The sequence below is a fragment of the Carbonatibacter coralli genome (assembly GCF_039592655.1).
Lineage (GTDB): Bacteria > Pseudomonadota > Alphaproteobacteria > Kiloniellales > Kiloniellaceae > Carbonatibacter > Carbonatibacter coralli.
Genome location: NZ_JBBUTJ010000002.1, coordinates 62,482 through 85,329, shown reverse-complemented (window position 1 = coordinate 85,329; position 22,848 = coordinate 62,482). Strand labels below are relative to the sequence as shown.

Below are 22,848 nucleotides of genomic sequence, written 5' to 3'. Positions count from 1 at the left end.
TGTTGTGTTCTTGTGTGTTGAAAGGATCAGGGACGCGTGACATCCAGCCACTGGCGCACGCGTTCTTCGGGGTTCTCGTTGAGGGTGATGTCGGTCACGGCAGAGACGATGTCTGCACCGGCCGTCAGGGCTCCTGACGCGCGTTCGACGGTCATCCCGCCGATGGCAACCAGCGGTGTGTCGCCAACGCGTTTCTTCCATTCCGTGATGCGCTCCACGCCTTGTGGTGCCCACTTCATGGCTTTGAGAATGGTATGATAGACCGGCCCAAGGGCCAGATATTCCGGCTTGCAGTCGAGGGCGCGATCCAGTTCGTCGTGATCGTGTGTGCTCAGGCCCAGTCGCAGCCCCGCGGCGCGAATGGCGTCCAGATCAGCATCATCCAGATCTTCCTGTCCCAGATGAATAAAGTCGCAACCTTCCTCGATTGCCAGTTGCCAGTAATCGTTGACGATCAGGGTCGTTCCGTGTTGCGCGCAGAGCGTTTTTGCACGGCGGATTTCCTCGCGCAGGACCTCGGTCGGTTTGTCCTTGATGCGGAGCTGAACCAGTTTGATGCCGACAGGCAGCAGGCGTTCCAGCCAGTCTGCACTGTCAAAGATCGGATAGAAAGGATCCAGCCATTCCGGTCTGTTCTGATGCGTGCTCATGAGAGGAATGCCTTTCCGATCACAGGAGTTGAGGGGCTGGCCATATCGCGGGGTTCCATCGGATCGGCTTCTGCTGCCAGCAGTCCGGCCCGGACGGCCAGGGCAAAGGCCTCTGCCATTGCGGCTGGATCACCAGCCTTTGCGACTGCTGTGTTCAGCAGGATGGCATCGTAGCCCAGCTCCATCGCCGTTGCTGCATGGGAGGGAACGCCCAGCCCGGCATCAATAACGAGGGGAATGTCCGGGAAGGCTGCCCGCATGGCGCGCAGGCCATAGAGATTGTTCAGGCCCAGTCCGGAACCGATGGGCGCGCCCCAGGGCATCAGGACTTCACAGCCGGCCTTCAGCAGTTTTTCGGCAACAATCAGGTCTTCCGTGCAGTAGGGGAAAACCTCGAAACCATCTTCGCAGAGGATTTTTGCGGTTTCCACAAGCCCGAAAACATCCGGTTGCAGACTGTCGCTGTGCCCGATGACTTCCAGCTTGATCCATTTGGTGTCGAACACCTCGCGGGCCATGTGGGCTGTTGTGACTGCTTCCTTGACGCTGTAGCATCCGGCAGTGTTGGGAAGCACCTTGCAGCCCAGTGACTGGATCAGTTGCCAGAAATCCTGTCCGGCACCGGACACGCCGTTTTCACGGCGCAGGGAAACGGTGGCGACAGACGCTTTTGAACGGGTGAAGGCATCAGCCAGCACTGATGGTGACGGATAAAGCGCCGTGCCCAGCATAAGGGGTGTTTCAAGGGGCACACCATAGAAGGCTTTCCTGTCGAAGTTCATGACGGCCTATCCTCCGCTCATGGGGGCAACGACTTCCAGACGATCCCCGTCCCTGAGGGTGATGGTCTGGCGTTCGGAAATGGGGACGAAGTTCTCGTTCACAGCTGTGGCAAAGCGGCCTTCGATATACCCCAGTTCCCTGAGGGCTTCGTTGAGCTGCGGGTTGGCGATGGTTGTTTCCTCGCCATTGTGGTGGATGATCATGTCTTTTCCTTTCGGAAGAAACTGCTGTCTTCAGGTTCATGGCCCTTCAGCAGCCAGTCGGCAGCAAGCTCTGCCAGAACGGGCGCCATCAGATAGCCGTGACGGTAGAGACCGTTGATGAAAAGATCCTGTCCGCGCAGGATCACACGTGGGCGGTTGTCGGCAAAGGCCGGGCGCACATCCACGCCGATTTCAAGGATTTCCGCCTCTCCGAAGGCGGGGTGCAGGGCATAGGCAGCAGAGAGCATCTCCAGCATGGAGCGCGCCGTAATGCGCTGGCGGTCGCTGCTTTCGATCATGGTTGCGCCCAGCATGTAGGTGCCGTCTTCGCCTTCGCGCGGGACGATATAGAGCGGCACGCGGGGATGCAGCAGTCGCACAGGGCGGTTCAGTCTGATATCCGGGCAGCGGATCACCAGCATTTCGCCCTTAACGCCGCGGAGGTCTGTGATGACATCACGGGCATGAAGACCACGGCAATCAATGACAGCGCCGCTTTCACGGACATCGGAAGGTGACTGGATGCTCACACCCTGTTCCTGCAGACGGTTGCTCAGGTGGAGCAGGGCCTTGCGGGGGTCAAGATGGCTTTCCTGCTCAAAGAAGAGCCCGCCGGAGAAGCGCCCGGCCAGATCGGGTTCCAGACTGTCGATTTCATCGCCGGAAACAGCGCGATGGTTTTCTGTCCGTCTTGCAAAACGGCGCAACTCGCTTTGGTCGCGATCCAGAGCAAGAACAAGCGTGCCTTTGTGGTGGACAGCGCCTGTTGATTTTTCCCACCAGCCGATTGCCTTGCGTCCGGCCCGAACAATGCAGTCCTCGGCTGTCTCCCCCTCGCAGTCGGGTGCGAGCATTCCACCGGCCCACCACGAGCAGCCGTGTTCATCGGGAAGGCCCTGCGGATCCAGCAGGGTCACCTCGGCATCCCGAGCTTTTAGCTCGGTGGCCAGACAAAGGCCTGCGACACCCGCGCCGCGAATGGTGAAGCCGTTCTTGCTCACGCTGCGCCGCCTTTCCGGTCATCGTTCCAGAACTCGTGGAAATGATGAACGGGTCCGTGGCCCGTGCCGATGGTCAGGCTGTCCGCTCTGACGATGGCTTCGTGCAGCCAGCTGTGTGCCGTTTTGACCGCTTCCAGTGTCGGTTTTCCCTTTGCCAGTTCCGCAGCGATGGATGCCGAGAGGCTGCAGCCAGTGCCGTGGGTGTTCTTGGTGTCGATCCGGTCGACCTCCAGAACCAGTGGTTCTGCGTCGCGGGTGATGAGGACATCGCGGCAGATCGGCCCCCTGGCGTGGCCGCCTTTCATCAGGATGGCTGCGGGGCCCTTGTCCAGCAGCTGTTTGCCCTGTTCGACGGCATCCAGCAGGTCATAGGCCGGATCGGTGCCCAGCAGGCGCGCGGCTTCGGGAAGGTTCGGTGTCAGCAGGGTGGCGCGCGGAAGCAGAAGTTCGCTCAGCGTATCCACAGAATCATCCTGCAGCAGGGCATCCCCGGATTTGGCAATCATCACGGGATCAAGGACGACAGGGCCATGATAGTCTTTCAGGGCCTCCACAACTGTTTTGATCACGCCTGAATCCGCCAGCATGCCGATCTTGATGGCGTGGGGGTGGATGTCATCAAGGACAGCCTTGATCTGGGCCGCGACAACAGGCAGGTCAATTGCCTGTATTGCTGTAACAGCCAGAGTGTTCTGTGCCGTGATGGCTGTGATGGCCGAGGTTCCGAAGACACCACGCGCGCTGAAACTTTTCAGATCGGCCTGAATACCTGCGCCGCCGCCGGAATCAGAGCCGGCAATGGTCAGCGCCACTGGGGTGTGGTCAAACGGAGAAACAATATGGTTCTGTCCAGCCGACATCGGAAAACTCCCGGTTAACTCGTGCGATCCGGGAGCAGGCTTGCGGGTGGAGTGCGGGAGGAGCTGGCGTTTGCTTTTTTTTGGGGCTGTGATGCCCTGAACGCCTGAGAGCTGTCTTCCGTTCCCTCCGCCGGTACAATCCGGATCAGGTTCGGTGGGTTGACAGATACTTCTGTCTCTCAGCTCCCGGTCAGAGCACCCCAACGGAAATGTAATGAGGTCAAGCTAGGATCAGAGCGGCTCTTCTGCAAGAAAAAAATATGCGAAAGCCTTCATCTGCGCTGTCCGGCATCAGTTTGGCTCCACGCTTTGGTCAGACTGGTTCTGTTTCTGTAAGTCAGGCGTGTATTTCCCCTTGCATTGTTCTCCCGTGCGCTGTTCCCGCCAGAGGATGTAAAGACCACTGCCGACAATCAGCAGAACTCCCGGAAAGAGGCGTTCAAGAGGGGTTTCGTCAAAGAAAATCCATCCCAGTGTGAAGGAAAAGGGAATGGCAAAATACTCGAAGGGGGACAGGCTGCTGGGTTCCGCCAGCCGATAGGCCGCGATCAGGAAATAGGCCGCCAGCCCTCCTGCAAGACCAATGGCGCCGAGCCACAGCCAGTCTTCCGGATTGAGGATCGGGACAAAACTGTCCAGAACCAGCAGCATGATGACAAAACACACGAGAGACCCGGCATTGCCGTAAAGGTTCATCAGGGCGGTCGGGACGCTGTTGTCAAAGCGCTGTGCCGAGACACTGATCGAGCCAAATCCCAGTGCTGCGAGCAGGGGAAGGAGGGCATACCAGCTGAAATCCGGTGCTGTCGGTTGCATGACCAGCAGGACACCGGCAAAACCTGTGATCACGGCCAGCCATCGTATCAGACCGACCCGGTGCCCGAGAAGGGGAATGGACAGGGCTGTTACAAATAGCGGCCCGGAGAACAGTATGGTTGTGGCCGTGGCAAACTCCAGATGGGCGATGCCCAGATACATGCACAGCTGTGCGAAGGCAGCGACAACACCGCGGATCAGTCCCAGCTTCCATTGTCTGATCACCAGAGGTTTGCCTGCTTCTGCCCATTTCCGGGAGAAGAACAGGATAATCCCTGTCGGGATCAATCCGAAGAGATTGCGAAAAAAGGCCAGTTGCTCTGTCGGGTAGCGTGCGCTGAGGTGCTTGATAATGGCGCTCATCACATCATAGAGCATGATGGCGACAAGAATTGTCGCCGCCGCAGCCACGAAGGATGTGGAGCTGTCGTGCCTGTTCATGAGGAGACCTTGTGCGGGAGTCTGTGGGGCAGAGCAGTATTATTCGGCTTTTCGCGCCTCCTGACAAGGCATGGAGAGTTGTCGTGGAAACTGCCCTGCGTGTCAGGCCTCAGTCTTTGGGAACAAGGCGCAGGAGGCGGCCCTTGCTGGAATCCGTCAGAAGCCAGAGCGCTCCGTCCGGTCCCTGGCGGACATCGCGAATGCGTCCGTACTGCTTTTCCAGATAGATTTGCTCTCCGATAATTTCGTCACCGTCAAGATTGAGACGGATCAGCTTCTGATCCTTCAGCGCGCCAACAAAGAGGCTGCCTTTCCATTGCGGGAAAAGGTCTCCGTGATAAAAGCTCAGGCCAGAGGGGGCGATGGACGGGTCCCAGTAATAGCGGGGCTGTTCCAGCCCTTCCTTGTGGGTGCCTTCGCCGATGGGCAGGTAGGAATAGTGTCGGCCATAGGAAATGACCGGCCAGCCATAGTTCCTGCCGGCTTCGGGTTTGTTGATCTCATCCCCGCCACGCGCACCGTGTTCGACGGTCCAGAGTTCACCTGTTTCGGGGTGCAGGGCTGCACCCTGCGGGTTGCGGTGCCCGATGGACCAGATTTCCGGTTGATAGCCGTCCTGCCCGACAAAGGGATTGTCTTCCGGCACCGAACCGTCGAGATTCAGGCGCAGGATCGATCCGGCGTGATCGTTCGGATCCTGCGCGCGGTCACGGTCTGCGCGATCACCAACGGTCATGAAAAGGGTGCCATCGCCACGCATCACCAGTCTCGAGCCAAAGTGACGGCCGGAATCCGTTGGTCTGTTTATGGTGAAGAGGTTGGTCCAGTCTGTGATTGCCTGTCCGGTTCTGTCCAGAACCGCGGTTGCCAGAGCCGTGCCGCTTTCACCATTGGAAAAGGGGCGGGAATAGCTGAAGTACAGGCGCTGATCGCGTGCAAAGTCCGGAGACAGGGCAATGTCCAGCAAGCCGCCCTGTCCATCGGGAGCAACCGGGGCCACACCGTCCAGTCTGTTTACGGTACCATCCGGTGAAACCAGCGCCAGTGTGCCATTGCGCTCTGTGACTAGCATGTCTCCATCCGGCAGGAATGCCAGACCCCATGGGCGTTTCAGCTCTGTTGTCAGGACCTGAACATCAAAGTCCTGAGCTTGTGTCTGGGGAGGGGACTGCAGCAGCGTGAAAGCCATCATGCCAAGGCCCAGCAGGCCGGAGCCGGCAAATGACAGAAAGCGTTTCCTTATGGAGGCGGGGCTGTGTGTCTGTATCATGGCTTTGGCGCTTTCAGGGCTGGGGATGTCTGTCCGGTCCGGCACGTGCTGGTCCCGGTAGGAGGATCAGGGAAAGAAAGACAAGGCAGAACAGGCACAATCCGGAGATCAGCCAGACTGCACCCGTTGTTGCAGGGGGCTGATGCGCTGTTTTCTGTTTCATGACGGGCCTCTTCTGTTCATTTGCAGATGAGCACGCGATCTTTGTTCTTCAAGTTTTTATGCTTGTCCCTGCGTCCGAAAATGATCATCTGCCCTTGTCTTTTGCGAGGCAGGCTTTAACTATGGTTTGGGGACTTACCGAATTCCAAGACAGGATCGTCGAATGCTTGTTGTTGTATCGCCAGCGAAAAAACTGGATGAAAGCCTGAAAACCCGTGGTTTGCCTGTAACGCAGCCGGATTTTATTCCGGAAACACAGGAACTTCTGGAGGTTGCGCAGGAGCTGACCCGTCCGGATCTCAAGCGTCTGATGGGGATCAGTGATGCGCTGGCCGAACTGAACTATGAGCGCTATCGCGCCTTTGATTTCCCCTTTGCCGAACACAATGCCTCTGCTGCGGCCTTCATGTTCCGCGGCGACACCTACACAGGGCTTGATGCAGACAGCCTTTCGGATGAGGAACTGCTTTATGCGCAGGGACACTTGCGTATTCTCTCCGGCCTTTACGGTATTCTGCGTCCGCTTGATCTGATGCAGCCCTATCGTCTGGAAATGGGAACCAGGCTGTCCAATCCCGTGGGCGAGGACCTCTATGATTACTGGGGCACCAGACTTGCCGATCATCTGAGCGCGGACCTTGAGGGGCACGCTGCACAGGTTGTGATCAACTGTGCCTCGAACGAGTACTTCAAGGCTGCAAATGAAAAGGCCATCAGAGGGACTGTTATCACACCTGTTTTCAAGGAGGAAAAGGACGGGATTGCCAAGATCGTCAGTTTCTCTGCCAAGCGTGCGCGGGGCATGATGGCGCGTTACATCATTCAGAACCGCATCGAGCAGCCGGAAGATATCAGGGCCTTTACCGAGGGCGGGTATAAATTCCAGCCGGAGCAGTCTGATCAGACAACCTACATCTTCACCCGCCCGAAAGCCTAGACTGCGGCGAAGCCGGGTCTGTTGTGCCGCCTGGTTGTCCGGTTTGAAAAGCGAACACGAACAAAAGCCATCCGGAAGTCCGGGTGGCTTTTCCTTTGGAATGAACCTGAAGCGTTAACAGGCTAACGCTGATGAAAAAAGGCATTAACACCAATTAGTGCAAATACTGCTCTGACTGTGATTCGGAAAAGACATTGGCTTTGTCCTCTTCCTGTTTTCTGATGTCATGGACTTCCTGACAAATCAAAGCGAACGCCTTGTCCGGGCCAAGCTTCTCAAGGTGAAACTCAACAATACCCTTATATGCTTGTTCGCTGATCTGGAAGGTTTCGTGCGTGATGTTCACACGGGCCAGACGATCAATCAGATTGAGCGTGTCATTATCAATCATGATCCATTCCAACTGCAACTCTTGAGGGTTTGTTCTTGTTCTTGATGTTCCCAGAGTAGCAAACAATATGATTAATAGAAAGTTAATTTTTCAAAACATCTTCATTTGATGAGAGTAAAATCAGTTGCTTATTGGTTAACATATCGCCTTCAGGGGAATGGTTATGCGGAAATTCAATTATTCGTATTGTGCTCTGGTCCTTTGTTTTCAAGGCTCAAAGAAAAAAGCCTTCCCGAAAATGGAAAGGCTTTTTCATCATTACATTGTACTATGCCGCTAGGCATTTTTTCTTATCCGCGACGGCGTCGGCGGCGTCTTCCGCCTTCTTCTCCGCCCTCGGCAGGCTCTGCGACACGTTTTTCGGGGAGCTTCACAACAGTCTCCAGATTCGGGAAGCTCTCGACAGTGTTGGGCAGGCCCATGGCATTGATGAAGTGCTCCTGGAATTTCGGTTCAACCGCTGTTTCGATCTTTTCGACCCGCTGGATGACGCCTTCAATTTCAGCGCGCGCCTTTTTGTTCAGAAGGGCCATGCGGGCACCGGTGCCCGCCGCGTTACCGGCTGATTTGACGCGTTCGAGGTTACAGTCCGGGATCAGCCCCAGAACCATCGCATACTTGACGTCGATGTGAGAGCCAAAGGCCCCGGCAAGCTGGATGCGGTCGACCTGTTCGATCTCCATCTTTTCCATCAGCAGTTTCACACCGGCATAGAGTGCGGCCTTTGCCAGCTGAATGGCGCGGACGTCATTCTGCGTCACGGTCACAGAGGGTTCGCCCTCGACCCCGTCATGGATGAGGTAGGAGAAGGTCTTGCCGTTTGGAATGATGCGTTCGGATTTGGCTGCCAGTGAGCCGTCGATGGTGCCGTCTGTCAGGATAATGCCGGCAAGGAACATCTCGGCGACAGCTTCGATGATACCGGAACCACAGATACCGGTAACGCCAGTGCTTTTGATGTCATCCCCGAAGCCGTCCTCGTCGGACCATTTTTCGGATCCGATCACACGGAAGCGGGGCTGGAGTGTTTCCGGATCAATCCGCAGGCGCTCAATGGCACCCGGTGCAGCGCGCTGACCGGATGAAATCTGGGCACCTTCAAAGGCCGGTCCGGTCGGGGAGGAGCAGGCCAGCAGGCGCTCCTTGTTGCCGAGGACGATCTCGGCGTTGGTTCCCACGTCACACAGCAGGCTGATTTCATCCAGCATGTGCGGACCTTCGGAGAGGATCACACCCGCTGTATCCGCGCCAACGTGACCGGCGATGCAGGGCAGAATGTAGACGCGACCGTCTGTGGCGATGTCCAGATTGACGTCGCGGGCATAGAGGTCGAGACCGGAGTTCAGGGTCAGGGCAAAGGGAGCGCCACCCAGTTCTGTCGGATCAATACCAAGGAAGAGGTGGTGCATGACCGGGTTGCCGACAAAGGTCGCACTGAGGATATCGGAGCGCTCGATGCCCGCTTCCTCTGCAATGGACCCAAAGAGCTCGTTCATGGAATCCTGAACGGCTGCTGTCATGTCCTTGTCGCCACCGGGGTTCATCATGACGTAGGACACGCGGCTCATCAGGTCTTCACCGAAGCGGATCTGCGGGTTCATGATACCGGAGGAAACGGTGACTTCCCCGGTGCTGAGGTCACAGAGGTGTGCAGCAACGGTTGTTGAGCCGAGGTCGACAGCAACGCCGTAAACCTTTTCCTTCAGACCCGGCCAGATGGAGATGATCTTGCGGTCGTGTTCGGAGAGGGCAACAGTAACCTGCCAGTTGCCCTTGCGCAGGGCGACCTGCAGGCCCTGCAGCGTGCGCAGGTCACAGCTGACATCCCTGATATCCCACTGGGCTTCCAGTGCTTCCTGAATGCGTTCCCAGTCGCCCTTCGGGTTGTGCATATCGGGTTCTTCAACCTCGATAAAGTAGGTGCGGATGGGGGGATCGATCTCGATGTCGCGCACATCGGCGCGCTTGCGGACGACCTGTTTGTGAACCTGGCTTTCCGGAGGAACATCGACCACGAGATCGCCTTCGATCTGTGCCTGGCAGGACAGACGTAGTCCGGCTTTGATGCCTTTTTTCTCTGCGTAGCGGTCTTCTACCTTTGTGACGTCGCTGAGGTGTTCCGGGGACGATGTGATCTTGTGCTTTGCAAATTCGCCGTCACCCGGCTGAACCTTGCATCGACCACAAATTCCGCGACCACCGCAAACGGAGTCAATGTCGACACCCAAACTGCGCGCGGCAGTGAGGACAGGGGTGCCGATCGGGAAATGGCCCCGACGGCCGGAAGGTGTAAATACGATCAGGGCCTCTTTGGTCATGGTCTCTGCTCCTGGAAATCTCTCTTTTTATTGTTGAAATTTGGGGCCGACGGAAAGCGGTGTAAAGCTCTTTTGTCCGGGTTTCTTGTACGTCCTTGCACTTTTTTGGATGTGTGGTGTTCAGATCAAGAAGAGCTTTGCCATTCCTTAGCCCGGCTAAGCCGTCGAGAGAAAGGCAGCGGTTGCAGGAAAGCAGATATTCTGCCCGTGGGCAATCCTGTTTTCACCAGAGGAAAAGAGAGAACAGGAGCTGTTGCCTTGCTCGATTGTCGCATCAAATGACTCGGGTATTTGCCCGTTAAAAAACCGCTTTGGAAAGAGCTGGATCCGCAGCGGTTTTCAGGGGAAGGCAGAGCAGGCCGGAAAAGGGAGGGCGACCTGCTCTGTTCAAGCCCGATTTAGGCGCGACGACGACGGCGACGGCCTTCACCAGCTGCTGCACCTTCAGGAGCAGGCTCGCGATATTTCTTGATCCACTTCAGGCAATCCTGATCCTTGTTCAGCAGAACGTCGGACGCCAGGACACCAGCCATGTCTTCGGCGTGCAGCGGGTTCATGATTGCAGAGGTCATGCCGGCAGCAGCAGCCATGGACAGGAAGTGCGCGTTGATGCCGTGACGGAAGGGCAGGCCGAAGGAGATGTTGGAAGCGCCACAGGTTGTGTTCACGCCCAGCTCGTTCTTCAGGCGGTGCAGCAGGGCAAAAACCTGCTTGCCGGCTGTGCCCATCGCACCGATCGGCATAACCAGCGGATCAACGACAACGCGGTCGCGGCTGATGCCGTGGTCTTCGGCACGCTCAACGATTTTCTTGGCAACCTCGTAACGAACGTTCGGGTCCTGGGAGATACCGGTTTCGTCGTTGGAGATCGCAACAACAGAAGCGTCGTACTTTTTCACCAGAGGCAGAACGCGCTCCAGGGACTCGTCTTCACCGGTTACGGAGTTCACCAGCGCGCGGCCCTTGTAAACAGCCAGACCGGCTTCCAGAGCGTCGATGATGGAGGAGTCGATTGCCAGTGGCAGGTCTGTGATGCCCTGAACCAGCTGAATCACTTCAGCGAGGATTTTTGGCTCGTCGGCCAGAGGAATACCGGCGTTCACGTCCAGCATTGTTGCGCCGGCTTCGATCTGTGCGATCGCGTCGGCTTCAACGCGGCTGTAGTCACCGGCCGCCATTTCTTCAGCCAGTTTCTTGCGGCCTGTCGGGTTGATACGCTCGCCGATGATGCAGAACGGCTCGTCAAAACCGATAGCGATTTCTTTTCTGTCGGAAGACACAATTGTACGTGTCATTGGATTTTCTCCTCTGTTCAGGCCGAAACCCGAGATCAACAACCAGCTGCGACGGAACGTCGCTTGTCTGTAAAACTGGACGCTATACTGCATACCTGTCGCATATGAGGAAAGCTTGAATACGACATGGAATGTGCATTTTGCGCTTTCTTTACAATAAAGTTTCACAGCCTTCGGGGCGCATTATAAAAACGCAGAAGGCCTATCCGCTTTTTTTATAGGGGTATACGGCTCTATCCCTTGGACATCAGACCTTAGAGCTTTTTTCCTATGCTGCAGAATTCTACGCGTTTGAACCCTGTTCCGATGTCACTTTTTTGTGCGTGAAAATCATATAACATTTTCTTTATGTCGCGCCAATAAAAAACAAAAAACCTGCTGTCAAGCCGGTAATCTGTCGCTTTCAGACTGTTCTGAAAGGGTAATTCTGAAGCTTTGTGAAGAGCTGTTACTGTAATCGTTTGTTATTATATCAGAGTGCTTTTGTAATCGTTCCGGGATGCGCCTGTGTTTACGGTGTGTTTCCTGAAGTGGGGGGGGAGACGGTGAGGAAACAGCCGTTTTTATCAGTAAACTGAAACACAAAGCGTCCTCAGCCTATGCTTTTTTCTCCATACAGACTGCTTTTCAGTGATCCTGTCATATTGTTACTGCTGTGTCATCAGCTCTTCACGTCGCTGGCGAGCAGGGGGCTGGACTTAACACTGGTTTGGATTGCTCTGCAAAATGGTGCTTCGTACAGCGAAGTTGGATTTCTGGTTTTCTTCAGATTTTTACCATACGCATTTTTTGGATTACTCGGAGGGTGGTTCAGTGATCGCTATGACAGGAAAAAAATCATTATCCTGTCTGATCTTCTCCGGGGAGGAGTTCTGTTTGGTCTGGTTGTGCTGGTTTGGGCTGATTTTCATGTTGCCATAGTCTTGTCAGGAGGTGCGTTCCTGTTAACGACTTTGGGGACGATCTTTCAACCCGCATACCGTGGCATTTTACAACGGCTTGTCAGGCGGGATGATATTGCACCTGCAAATTCCATTTTGCACAGCTGTCATGAAGTGTGCGGGATGGTTGCTCCTGTACTGTTTGGTTTGGCGCTCAGTGTTTTTCCTGAAGCTATTGTTCTTGGCATGAGCGGTGTCCTTTTTCTTGTCGCCTCTTTTGTTGGTGTTTTCCTGAAAGTCCAATCGGGATCAAGGCTGAAAGAAATAGAATGGCCGTCAATAGCGAGAGATTACAGGGGACTTTGGCGAAAGCTGGGAACATCTTACAGGAACATCCGTGTTGCAATTGTTCTCAATGCCTTGTCTGTCCTTGGGGTCGGAGGTCTGCTTGGAATAGGCCTTCCTGTCTTTTTCGATGAAAGTAGTCAACTTGATGTAAGGGCTCTGGGTTTGTTTATGGGGGGTATTGCGTTGGGCACGCTTCCTGGAGCTTTCTTCGCAGGAACTTTATCCTCTCGTCATCACAGTTGTTTCATGTATTTGGGTTGGCTTTTCTACGGCGTACTTATTGCGTTGACTGTCACGATGACGAATATTTTCTTTCTGATCGTATTGGGAAGTTTACTGGGCTTTTCCGGTGCGGTTGCTGATGTCCTTTTCATCACTGTCATACAGAGGGCAGTCCCTGAGAAAGATGTTTCGAAGGCCTTTGCAATTTTCTCCTTTCTTGCGAATTCAGGGGAGGCAATTTCCGGGCTTCTGGTGGCATGGATTGTAGGCGTTGTTTCAGTGAAAGCGGCATTTGTCTTTGGTGGAGCTATTGTCCTGATGGCGTCTTTGTCCGGTTTGCTTTTGGAAAAGCGAATGAAAAAGGAGCTGAATCTTGATCCCTGATGTTTATTACAGAAAGTTGGAGGTGCTGTTTCAGCAAGGCCGGTTGGTAATATGCTGATTGTCCGTGGTGCGAATAAGATCAAACTGTGTTACCGGTGAAGAGGCAAAACCACATATTTTCCGTAGATACTTCTGTCGCTATCAAAAACAAAAACCCCCGCCGTTGGGCAGGGGTTCTGTCGTTTTCAGGCTATTGGCTTGAAGTGCTTAGCCGATTTCGCGGTTGACCTTGAAGCCCTTGCCCTTTGGATCCATGGTGAAGTCACCATCGACAACGGCGTAGGACCACTGTGCAGACTTTTTCATGCCGCCCAGCGGATACATGTGGACTTTCTTGATGCCGCAGTTCGGATCTGTGGCGGCGTAGTTCGCCAGATCCATCACCAGCTGGTCCGGTGCGTTGACAGTCATCAGCTTGGCGATGTTTTTCGCCTGACGTGTCAGAACGCGCATGGACGGGCCGACACCACAGGCTTTTGCGTGTGCGATCAGTGTCTTGATGGTTGCAAGGCCGGGAACACCGATGTGGATCGGCAGGGTGTTGCCTTCGGCGTTGATGCGTTTGTCCCATGCGATTACAGGCTCTGCCTCAAAGCAGAACTGTGTGGCAATGTAAACGTAGGCGTCTGTTTTTTCAGCGAAGCTGTTTTTCCAGGTGAGAGCCTGTTTCAGACCCTCGTCACTGATGTCCGGGCTGCCTTCGGGGTGACCGGCAACACCGATGGTCTTGATGCCGTGCTTGTCGAACAGGCCGGTTTCCAGCAGCTGCATGGAGTCCGAGAAATCACCGACAGGATTGTCGACTGCGCCACCCAGGGCAACGACGTGATCAACGCCGACTTCGTCCTGAAGACGCTTCAGGTTGTCTTCAAAGAAGGACAGGGAAGGGATGGAGCGCGCTGCGAAGTGTGGCATCGGGTCGAAGCCTTCTTCTTTCAGACGCTTGGCTGTCGCGATGGTGTCAGCAAAATCGGAACCCGGCAGGAAGGTCACTGCGATCTTGCAGCCCGGACGCAGGTGAACGCGGTAGTCCGGAGTCTTCGCAGCAGAACCTGGTGTGGTTTCGATTGTGAAATCGCTCATGAAGTCGATGATGCGCTGCTTCACGATCTGTGGATCAAAATCTGACATTGTATAACGCCTCTTGTATTCGGGCAGTGTCCTGCCCTGTCTTCTCTCTGTTCGGGGAGGGGCGTACCTGTTGTAATCCGGTGCGAACCGCCTGCTTTGGGCATTTTCTGCGAAAGCCTTGGCAGGTGGCCGGAGTGTCACAGGGACGACCTGTAGCAGGGATGACAGGATGGCTTAGACGAGGCCGCCGTTTGCCACCAGTTCATCCAGTCTTTCGTTTGTGTATTCCTTTTCGATGGACGCGGCTGCTTCATCTGCGACAGCTTCGAGATCATCTCCGCACTCTTGCGGCTCTCCCTTGCGCCATTCGGCAAGGTAGGAATCAGTGTCGCGCAGCTTGGCTTTCATCGCTGCACGGTCAATGGCCTTTTCGAAACGCTCGTCCAGAATGCGTTTTGCGTTTTTGCGACCTGCCTTCACAGTGACCTGTGCCGGAATGTCACGCCAGTAGGTGATGGTCAGTTTTGCCATGATCAGGGTTCTCCTATTCAAAATCGATGTTGTTATTGTTCTGAAATTCTGGGCATGAAGGACTCCAGTTCGCCATAACCGGTATAACGGTACTCGTAGCTGAGACCCAGCCGTTCTGCTGCTTTTTCGGCCAGTTCCTGCAGTTGCGGATTTTCGGTCTGGGCCAGATAAACCAGCTTTTTGTAATGCCCGAAATAAAGAGGCATGAGTTCGGGATGTTCTTCCAGTCCCATGCCCTTCATGATCAGTGTTTCAAAGTGACGGGCCAGATAGTCTGTGAGAAAGAAGCTGCCCAGCTCCTGCTCGTGCAGGTCTGCAAAGGCCTCCAGTCCTGTAAAGAAGGCATAGCAGTGATCGCCGTCAAGGCGCTCAACCCCTTCCCTTGCAAGGACCTGATCCAGTTCGCCACCCGTGCCGCAATCACCATAGAGAACCTTGATGGTGCCATAGTTGTCGGCCCGTGCTTCATTGATACGCTCCTGGACACCGAAAGGGATCTTTTCCGGTCTGTTGTGCCAGATGGCGGGAAGGCAGGAGACATCGAAATTCTCCCAGTTGTGCAGCTTCTTGAGTGCAACAACCTCGCGGGCCAGAGCACCGCAGGCAATCAGGAGCGTGCGCCGGGAATTGTCTTTTGAACTGTCGGAGGAAAGGCTGGCAATCTGGTCGGGTGCCAGCTCGTTGCCCTGGTCTTTCAGGCTGCCTGTCTGTTCCGCGGCCTTGCTCAATTCGGCATGAACACTTGCTGCAGAGATTTCTTCGGAGCGCTGTTTCTGTTTGCGACGACGACGCGGCGTGTCTCCGCTTGGGGTAGCCTGTGCCGTTTCGCGTTCCTCGGCCGTTGGCCTGCGTCTTGTGTGACGTCCACGGACACTGTTCGTCCGGGAGGCAGGTTTGGCAGAGGCGTCAGGCAAAATAAAATCCCGCCGTTCTTCCTTGTCCGAGCCTGTTTCATCAGAGCGAGAAAACTGTGGCAGGACAGAAAAACGGCGGGACATGGCCTTGGACTTTCAGCTTGGATCAGGCAGCGTTGTGCTTGCGCTTGATCATTTCCTTGGCTGTTTCAACGGCAACCGCTGCATCACGGCAGTAGGCATCAGCGCCGATTGCTTCACCAAAGGCTTCGTTCAAAGGAGCACCACCAACGAGGACGATGTAATCATCGCGGAGACCTTGCTCTTTCAGAGTGTCGATCACGACCTTCATGTAAGGCATTGTGGTGGTGAGCAGAGCAGACATGCCGAGGATGTCGGGCTGGTGCTCTTCGAGGGCTTCCAGATAGGTTTCAACAGGGATGTTGATACCGATATCGATGACATCGAAGCCTGCGCCTTCCATCATCATGGAAACGAGGTTCTTGCCGATATCGTGGATGTCGCCCTTGACGGTACCGATCACCATCTTGCCGAGTTTCGGAGCACCGGTCGCAGCCAGCAGAGGACGCAGGATCGCCATGCCGCCTTTCATCGCGCCCGCAGCCAGCAGAACCTCGGGAACGAAGAGGATGCCGTCACGGAAGTCGACGCCAACGATGCGCATGCCTTCAACCAGGGCTTCTGTCAGAACCCGGTATGGCTCCCAGCCACGCCCGAGAAGGATGTTAACGCCTTCTTCAACTTCTTCTTTCAGACCGTCATAGAGGTCGTCGTGCATCTGTTGGACAAGCTCGTCGTCGTCCAGGGAGTTCAGGTCAAGATCATCTTCATCAGACATCGCGTTTACTTCTCTCTTTTTTATGCTGTTTCTGGGGGCAGGTCTCAGTGGGACGCTGAAGACCGGAAACAGCCGGAAAAACAGAACAAAGGACACACCTTGAAGCGAGGCCCTGACAGGCAGGGATGCAAAAAATCAGGCCGTCTTTGCGAAATCATCCTCCCGGGCAATGCGCTGAGACGAATCTCTTTGCAAGGTCTCTCTCCCGATCAATGACATTTCGAATTCTATGTCGCATAGATGTCATCTGTCATGTCCTGAAAGCGACTTTTTTTTCTCTGGGCGCGCAAGTCATGATTTTTCACTGCTGAAAGTGCGGGTTTCACGTAAAAAAATATCACAAAACATTCTCGTTACTTCGCGGTTGAATCGGGCGAATCTTGTTTAAAAGGCTTCGGGTTTTTTACGATTTGATAAGGGATGTTTGTTTTATTGCTATGGAAAGACATTTTGCGCGTGGAAGACCGGATTCCCGGCTGTCCCCTGTAACAGACTGAAATGGGGAACCGGGCGCGGTGATGCTATGGTGTTTTCTGCGGTTTTGCAGGCCCTGTGGCAGGTTTTACATGGGTACTTGATGAGTGTTCCGGTTTGTTTGCGCCTTTGCTGTTGCACAGAGAAGCGATCCGGATGAAGCCGTGTCGTGGAGAGCGGATGAAGAACTGGCGTTCAGATGAGGAAGAGATCGGGGCGAAGTCTGCCGATCACGGCAGCGGCCTTGTGCGCAAGCGCAATGTCCAGATCAATCTTCTGTTGCTCATTCTCTCCGTTGTCATGATCTCCCTCTGGGTGGAAACCACCTATACAGAGGTTTCCAGCGAGGTTGAACAGCGCACAGTACGCAGTCTCAACCAGTCCATTGTTCCGATGAACATGTTCTTCCGTTCCGTGCTGCAGCGTTCCGATACCATTGCGGATCGTCTCAGGGAGGAGGCGCAGCGTGTTACGGCTCCCGGTGCTGTGCTGCCGATGTTGCCGCAGGTTAATCCTTCCAGAACCGACTACCATGTTCTCTTGCAGGACAATGGCGAACCGGTGCCGGGATGGCGCAAGATTGTCATGCCGCCGGAAGAGGTTGTTCAGGATATGATCCACCAGGTCAGACATGGCCGGAGTCTTGCGCTTTCCCTTCCCTATGATGATTTCGGGTCCCGTTTTGCCTCTGTCCTGCGCGAAATTCATCTGGACGATCGCCCGGGCTATTTCCTGGTCCAGACCTTCTCTGTCGAAAGACTGCGTGAAATCTGGAATGCCATGCAACTGCCCTACGAGCACTCGGTCTCGCTCCAGCTCGATACGGGGCAACTCTGGCTGGAAAAGAACTTCAACAGGGAGCTTCCGGGCACAAGGGTTCCCTATGACCTGACCGATATCATCCGGAACAACGAGTTTGCAGAACACACGGATTATGACGGGATGGAGCGACTGATTACGGCGCGTCCCCTTCAGCATATGAATCTGCGACTGGTGATCGGTGTGCCGGCGCAGGAAAAGCAGATGATCTGGGAGAACCGGTATCTTGTGTCTGTTTTCTTTGCCATTGGTGCCTGTGCGATTGTGATGACGGTGATGGGGCTGGGGGCCAGCTCCGTCAATCGCGAGATCACAAAGAGGGAAGAGGCTGTCATCGCCATGCAGGACAGTCAGCGCCGCCTTCAGGATATTGCTGATGCCGCATCGGACTGGTTCTGGGAGCTGGACAGTGATTTCCGCTTTGTCTACCTCTCGAGCCGACTGGTTGAGGTTAGCGGACTTGAGCCGGATGATTACATCGGCCAGACCCTGACATCCTTCAAGGAAGGCTATATCAGTGATGATCTGGATCGCACCCTGAAATCGCGTTTGCCCTTCCGTGATGTGGTCTTTGAAGTGCGCAACCGTCAGGGGTCCATTCGTGTGTTGCGCCTGAGCGGTCAGCCCGTCTTTACGCAGCACGGGATCTTCAGCGGCTATCGCGGTGTGGGAACCGATGTGACGGCAGAGCGTGAGGCGGCCAAGGTTCTGGAGGCGGCACAGTCCCGTCTGTTCCGGGCTTTCGAGAGCTTTACAGGAGGGATTTCCCTCTACAATGCCGATGATGTTCTGGTGTCCTTCAACAGGCGTTTTGCGGAGCTGTTCTTCCCGACAATGGGTTATCGCCTGCGTCCGGGTATGACCTTTGAGGAGGTGCTGAACCTCTATATTCTCGAAGCGCAGGACCCGCGGGCCAGTCGCTACAACAGGCTGTTCAAAACCTACATGCTGAGGCATCGCGGGCGGATGAACCAGGAAATCCGGATGCCGGACAATGTCTGGCTCAGTATCACGGATCACAAGACGCCTGAGGGTGATCTCTTTACAGTCTATACCGATATCACCGACTACAAGCGCAGGGAGAAAGCCCTGCTGGATCTGTCCCAGGAAAACCAGCGTCTTGCTGCGGCTGTCTCTGCAACAGATTCCGGTGTCTTTATTGCGGATATGGGGCAGCCGGGAAGTCCGGTTGTCTACCAGAACCCGGCCTTTACGCGCCTGACAGGCTATCGCCCGGGCGAGGTGCAGGGTTTCCACAATCGCTTCCTGCTGAGTGACGAGACGATCAATGGTGTGGCAGAGCAGCGCTTCCAGCAGGTTCTGGGAGGCAGCGATCACGTGACTGTTGACATGCTGACTGCGCGCAAGGACGGCTCGTCTTTCTGGACACACCTGAACCTGTCCCGCGTCGGGCGACATCGCGGGCAGGGGCGTTATCTCGTCGGTATTCTCTATGACATCACAGAGAACAAGAATGTGGAGCGGGAACTGACCGAGCTTAAGGAATCTGCAGAGATTGCCAGCCGCTCCAAGTCGGAATTCCTCGCCATGATGAGCCACGAGCTTCGTACGCCGCTGAACGCGATCCTCGGTTTCTCCGAAATTATTTCCGAGCAGATGTTCGGAGAGGTCGGGGATGACCGCTATGTGTCCTATTCGCGTGATATCCATTCCTCGGGCAAGCATTTGCTGGATCTGATCAATGACATTCTGGACCTGTCCAAGGCGGAAGCCGGAAAGATTGATCTCTTTATCGAGGAACTGGACGTTGTTTCGATCCTGGAGCGTTGCTGTTCCATGCTGCGCGGGCGTGCCAATGAAAACAGCCTGACACTGACGCTGGAGAGTTCAGTAGATCAGCCGGGGCTGGTGGCTGATGAGCGACGCCTGAAACAGGTTCTGATCAATCTGATTTCCAATGCGGTGAAGTTTACGCCGGAAGGAGGATCGATCACGGTTTCTGCCCGGCAGACGGAAAGGGGCTTTGAGCTGGCGGTGGCTGATACGGGTATCGGTATTGCCGAGGACGATATGGAAAAGGCCATGATCCCCTTCGGACAGGTTGATTCAAGCCTGGCGCGCCGTCATGAAGGGACGGGGCTGGGCCTTCCCCTTTCCAAAAGGCTTGTCGAGTTGCACGGGGCTGAGTTCGAACTGGAGTCCAAACTGGGCAAGGGCACGACTGCACGGATTGTCTTCCCGATTTCTGCCCTGGTCAATCGCGCGGCCTGATCGCGTTGTCCTTTGTGCTTTTGTTCTTTTCTTTGAGATCCGGCCTTGTTCGGGCAGGGCATGCTGCCGGACAAAACAAAACCACCGCTGACAGGTGAAGGTCTGCGGTGGTTTTTGTTTCCGGTCAAAAGAGCGCCAAATGAGTATGAGTGGGGTTGGACGGCCCCGGTGGACAAAGCACGCTTTTGACATGACAATCAGATATAAGATAAACAATGGACGTTTTCTTCGTTTATCAGATCCTGATTTCAAAATAACGATGTGCAGGGCCTGTGGCAAATAGGCTCTCGTGTTTTATTTATAAGATAGGCTTATATTATGCTGCCGTTGCGTGCTCTGCAGTTTTTCGAGGTGGTTTCCAGAACAGGCTCCCTGTCCAGGGCATCCGAGGAACTGGGGGTGTCCCAGCCTGCTGTGAGCCAGCAGCTTCGTCAACTTGAAGAATGGCTCAAGGTGACGCTCTTTACGCGGACGCGGCATGGCGTGTCCCTGACAGATGAAGGTCGTGCGCTTGCCGAAGGGCTGGGGGAGGGGTTCTCGCTGATCAGGCGCTCTGTGGAACGGGTGCGCGGGCGGCAGACTGTGACGCTTGCTGTCTTGAGCACCTTTGCCCAGCGATGGCTTATTCCCCGTCTGTATGATCTCCAGCAGAGCGAGCCGGAGATTGATCTGCGCCTGATCACGGTGTCATCGCTTGAAGATCTGCGCGGCGGTTCTGTGGATCTTCTGATTGAAACGGGTTTGTCCGAACGGCTGGGTCAGGCGGGAGAAGAGGTTTTTCCGCTTTTTGACAATGCCGCCTTTCCCGTGGCTGCGCCGGGGCTTCTGAAAAGCAAGCCTGTGCCTCACCCGGATGATCTGGCACGGCATTACTGGTTGCAGGTCGAGGGTGCCCCGAGGCGGGATGACTGGTCCCGCTGGCTTGCTGCTGCCGGGTTGAAAGGGCTGGAGCCAAGAGGTTGGCTTTATTTTGAAACCTCCAATCAGGCGCTGGAGGCTGCAATCAGCGGAGCGGGGGTTGCAATGGGGCATACGCCCTTTGTGCTGGATGCCTTGCGCCAGGGTATCCTCAGTGCCCCTCTGTCCCATTCAATTGACGAGGAAACGGCCTGTTGCCTGGTGTGCCGTCCGCGCGCACTGGAGCGTGAGCAGGTCAGGCGCTTCAAACGCTGGATACTGGGGCGTGCCGCAAGCGAAAGCGCATAAAAACAGGCCCGCGGAGTGATCAGCGGGCCTGTAAGTCTTGCGATGTTTGCTTGTCTGCTGTGATCAGCTGACGAAAGCCTTTTCCACGACGTATTCGCCGGGCTTGCTGTTCGCGCCTTCATTGAGGCCGGACTCTTCACAGAGCTCTGCGCAGCTGTTCAGCATGGCCATGGAACCGCAGATCATCACGCGATCTGTTTCAGGGTTCAGTGGCGGCGTGCCGAGGTCTTCGCAGATCTTGCCGGAGCGGAACAGGGCAGTGATGCGACCCATGCGCGGGAATTCCTCGCGGGTCAGTGATGTGTAGTGCTTCAGCTTGCCTGCAACCATTTCGCCAAGGAACTCGTCGTTAACGGTTTCCTCGACAATTTTCTCACCATAGGTCAGTTCGCTGCGATAGCGGCAGGTGTGGATCAGAACCACTTCCTCGAACTTCTCGTAGGTTTCCGGATCGCGGATCACGGATGCGAAGGGGGCAAGGCCTGTGCCTGTGGACATCAGGTAAAGACGCTTGCCTGGAATCAGGGCGTCGAGGACCAGAGTGCCTGTCGGCTTTTTGCCCAGCAGAACCTGATCACCAATCTGCAGGTGCTGCAGACGGGATGTCAGAGGGCCATCGGGAACCTTGATGGAATAGAACTCCAGGGTTTCGTCCCAGGCCGGGCTGGCGATGGAATAGGCGCGCAGCAGTGGCTTGCCGTCAACCATCAGGCCGATCATGATAAATTCACCTGTGCGGAAGCGGAAGCTGTCCGGGCGTGTGATGCGGAAAGAGAAAAGAGTGTCGTTGTAGTGTTGAACGGACAGAACCTTTTCGCCGGTTACGGACTTTGGCAAAGGTTTCTCTTCCGGGGCCGCGGCCTCCTGGGCCAGTGCTTGAACAGCCATTTCGTTGACTCCATCGCTTGTCATGTCTGCGCGTACAATCCTGACGTATCTGTTGGCGCCGGATTTGCGCCGCCGGTTTTCTGCCCGGCTTTTCGTCTTGCAATCTCTTCCAAAGGCTGTCTCATCCCCTTTCAGTGTACCAGACTTTCGGGGTGACGGGTTGCTTTTGGACTGCGTCGCCTTTTCCTATCACAGCTCGGACAGGGAGCGCGACACCTTTTCACAAGATGTAGCATCCTTTTTTCTGCAATCAAGCTAATTATGCTTTTTTTCATGTAAAAAGAAAGTGTTCAATTTTTATTATTTAATTTCAGTATCTTAAAATAACTTTATTTTTGTGTTTAAAAATAGAAAGTATTCTTTTCTGCAATCGATCTTGAAAGCTGCGACAAAAAAGCGTTCTATCCGGCCATGCAAAACAAGGAAGAATTGCCGTTCTGGCAACAAAAAACACTTCAGGAGATGACAGACACAGAGTGGGAAAGCCTCTGTGATGGCTGTGGAAAGTGCTGTCTGGTCAAGTTGCAGGATCCGGATACGGACGAGATTGTGGATACGGACGTATCCTGCAAGCTGCTGGATCTGGGAACCTGCCAGTGCAGCAACTATCCGCAAAGGCACAAATACGTCCCGGACTGTATCAAGCTGACGGCTGACAATATTGAAGAACTCAACTTCATGCCGCCGACCTGTGCCTACCGTCTGTTGCTCGAGGGGGAGGATCTTCCCTGGTGGCACCCGCTGGTTAGCGGTGATCCCGAACTGGTGCATGCCGTTGGAGTGTCCTGTCTGGATCGTATCGTGCCGGAGACAGAGGTGGAAGATGCCGATCTGGAGGACCATATCGTGGAGTGGCCCCAGGATCCCAGTCCGCCCCGCCCCTGGATCAGATATGGTGACAGCTAGTCTCTTTGCCGGTTTTGTCAGCCTTGCCTTTACCGGTTTGTTTGTC

At 55.1% G+C, this 22,848-nt stretch carries 20 protein-coding genes and 1 riboswitch; of the genes, 5 read left to right on the top strand and 15 right to left on the bottom strand.

Going from position 1 to position 22,848, the window contains the following annotated elements:
- Positions 1 to 26: 26 nt before the first annotated feature.
- The 7 genes from AAAH10_RS05830 to AAAH10_RS05800 all read right to left on the bottom strand — a co-directional run bounded on the left by AAAH10_RS05830 (position 27) and on the right by AAAH10_RS05800 (position 6,069).
- Positions 27 to 650: a thiamine phosphate synthase gene (locus AAAH10_RS05830; protein WP_343561517.1), complete on the bottom strand. Its 624-nt coding sequence runs from the start codon at positions 648 to 650 to the stop codon at positions 27 to 29.
- Positions 647 to 1,432: a thiazole synthase gene (locus AAAH10_RS05825; protein WP_343561515.1), complete on the bottom strand. Its 786-nt coding sequence runs from the start codon at positions 1,430 to 1,432 to the stop codon at positions 647 to 649. The genes AAAH10_RS05830 and AAAH10_RS05825 overlap by 4 nt, the downstream gene beginning before the upstream one ends.
- A gap of 6 nt (positions 1,433 to 1,438) precedes the next feature.
- Positions 1,439 to 1,636, bottom strand: a complete 198-nt coding sequence (gene thiS, locus AAAH10_RS05820; protein WP_343561513.1) for a sulfur carrier protein ThiS — start codon at positions 1,634 to 1,636, stop codon at positions 1,439 to 1,441.
- Positions 1,633 to 2,637 carry an FAD-dependent oxidoreductase gene (locus tag AAAH10_RS05815; RefSeq protein WP_343561511.1) on the bottom strand — a complete coding sequence of 335 codons (1,005 nt, stop codon included), beginning with the start codon at positions 2,635 to 2,637 and terminating at the stop codon, positions 1,633 to 1,635. Before AAAH10_RS05815 ends, thiS begins: the two co-directional genes overlap by 4 nt.
- On the bottom strand, positions 2,634 to 3,497 hold the full coding sequence (thiD, locus tag AAAH10_RS05810) for a bifunctional hydroxymethylpyrimidine kinase/phosphomethylpyrimidine kinase (protein ID WP_343561509.1): 864 nt from the start codon (positions 3,495 to 3,497) through the stop codon (positions 2,634 to 2,636). The genes AAAH10_RS05815 and thiD overlap by 4 nt, the downstream gene beginning before the upstream one ends.
- Positions 3,498 to 3,602: 105 nt before the next feature.
- Positions 3,603 to 3,710: riboswitch (TPP riboswitch) on the bottom strand.
- 78 nt (positions 3,711 to 3,788) lie between these two features.
- Entirely contained in the window at positions 3,789 to 4,754 is a 966-nt protein-coding gene (locus AAAH10_RS05805; RefSeq protein ID WP_343561507.1) for a DMT family transporter, read from the bottom strand.
- A 109-nt stretch (positions 4,755 to 4,863) separates the two neighbouring features.
- Positions 4,864 to 6,069, bottom strand: a complete 1,206-nt coding sequence (locus AAAH10_RS05800) for a PQQ-dependent sugar dehydrogenase (protein WP_343561505.1) — start codon at positions 6,067 to 6,069, stop codon at positions 4,864 to 4,866.
- A 280-nt stretch (positions 6,070 to 6,349) separates the two neighbouring features.
- On the opposite strand from AAAH10_RS05800, the gene yaaA reads away from it, so the two are divergent.
- A complete protein-coding gene (yaaA, locus tag AAAH10_RS05795) occupies positions 6,350 to 7,123 on the top strand; it encodes a peroxide stress protein YaaA (protein ID WP_343561503.1) in 774 nt (257 codons plus the stop codon).
- A 154-nt stretch (positions 7,124 to 7,277) separates the two neighbouring features.
- On the opposite strand, the gene AAAH10_RS05790 is transcribed toward yaaA, so the two are convergent.
- The 3 genes from AAAH10_RS05790 to AAAH10_RS05780 form a co-directional block, all read right to left on the bottom strand.
- Positions 7,278 to 7,514 carry a hypothetical protein gene (locus AAAH10_RS05790; protein ID WP_343561501.1) on the bottom strand — a complete coding sequence of 79 codons (237 nt, stop codon included), beginning with the start codon at positions 7,512 to 7,514 and terminating at the stop codon, positions 7,278 to 7,280.
- 290 nt (positions 7,515 to 7,804) lie between these two features.
- Positions 7,805 to 9,832, bottom strand: coding sequence for an ASKHA domain-containing protein (locus tag AAAH10_RS05785; RefSeq protein WP_343561499.1), 2,028 nt, complete (start codon positions 9,830 to 9,832; stop codon positions 7,805 to 7,807).
- Positions 9,833 to 10,230: 398 nt separating this feature from the next.
- Positions 10,231 to 11,127: a methyltetrahydrofolate cobalamin methyltransferase gene (locus AAAH10_RS05780; protein WP_343561497.1), complete on the bottom strand. Its 897-nt coding sequence runs from the start codon at positions 11,125 to 11,127 to the stop codon at positions 10,231 to 10,233.
- A gap of 599 nt (positions 11,128 to 11,726) precedes the next feature.
- Between AAAH10_RS05780 and AAAH10_RS05775 the strand changes: the two genes are divergently transcribed.
- Entirely contained in the window at positions 11,727 to 12,962 is a 1,236-nt protein-coding gene (locus AAAH10_RS05775; protein WP_343561495.1) for an MFS transporter, read from the top strand.
- A gap of 207 nt (positions 12,963 to 13,169) precedes the next feature.
- On the opposite strand, the gene AAAH10_RS05770 is transcribed toward AAAH10_RS05775, so the two are convergent.
- From AAAH10_RS05770 to AAAH10_RS05755, 4 genes are all read right to left on the bottom strand, one after another.
- A complete protein-coding gene (locus AAAH10_RS05770) occupies positions 13,170 to 14,093 on the bottom strand; it encodes a methylenetetrahydrofolate reductase (RefSeq protein WP_343561493.1) in 924 nt (307 codons plus the stop codon).
- A 174-nt stretch (positions 14,094 to 14,267) separates the two neighbouring features.
- Positions 14,268 to 14,564 carry a virulence factor gene (locus AAAH10_RS05765; protein WP_343561490.1) on the bottom strand — a complete coding sequence of 99 codons (297 nt, stop codon included), beginning with the start codon at positions 14,562 to 14,564 and terminating at the stop codon, positions 14,268 to 14,270.
- A gap of 32 nt (positions 14,565 to 14,596) precedes the next feature.
- On the bottom strand, positions 14,597 to 15,562 hold the full coding sequence (locus AAAH10_RS05760) for a DUF1638 domain-containing protein (protein WP_343561488.1): 966 nt from the start codon (positions 15,560 to 15,562) through the stop codon (positions 14,597 to 14,599).
- Between the two features lie 22 nt (positions 15,563 to 15,584).
- On the bottom strand, positions 15,585 to 16,277 hold the full coding sequence (locus tag AAAH10_RS05755; RefSeq protein ID WP_343561485.1) for a cobalamin B12-binding domain-containing protein: 693 nt from the start codon (positions 16,275 to 16,277) through the stop codon (positions 15,585 to 15,587).
- 630 nt (positions 16,278 to 16,907) lie between these two features.
- On the opposite strand from AAAH10_RS05755, the gene AAAH10_RS05750 reads away from it, so the two are divergent.
- Entirely contained in the window at positions 16,908 to 19,802 is a 2,895-nt protein-coding gene (locus AAAH10_RS05750) for a PAS domain-containing sensor histidine kinase (protein WP_343561483.1), read from the top strand.
- Between the two features lie 318 nt (positions 19,803 to 20,120).
- Complete coding sequence (locus tag AAAH10_RS05745; protein ID WP_343561481.1) at positions 20,121 to 21,008, top strand: LysR substrate-binding domain-containing protein; 888 nt, start codon at positions 20,121 to 20,123, stop codon at positions 21,006 to 21,008.
- 63 nt (positions 21,009 to 21,071) lie between these two features.
- Here AAAH10_RS05745 and AAAH10_RS05740 read toward each other — a convergent pair whose 3' ends face one another.
- Positions 21,072 to 21,896 carry a ferredoxin--NADP reductase gene (locus AAAH10_RS05740; RefSeq protein ID WP_343561479.1) on the bottom strand — a complete coding sequence of 275 codons (825 nt, stop codon included), beginning with the start codon at positions 21,894 to 21,896 and terminating at the stop codon, positions 21,072 to 21,074.
- A gap of 411 nt (positions 21,897 to 22,307) precedes the next feature.
- Between AAAH10_RS05740 and AAAH10_RS05735 the strand changes: the two genes are divergently transcribed.
- On the top strand, positions 22,308 to 22,802 hold the full coding sequence (locus AAAH10_RS05735; RefSeq protein WP_343561477.1) for a YcgN family cysteine cluster protein: 495 nt from the start codon (positions 22,308 to 22,310) through the stop codon (positions 22,800 to 22,802).
- Positions 22,803 to 22,848: the final 46 nt, after the last annotated feature.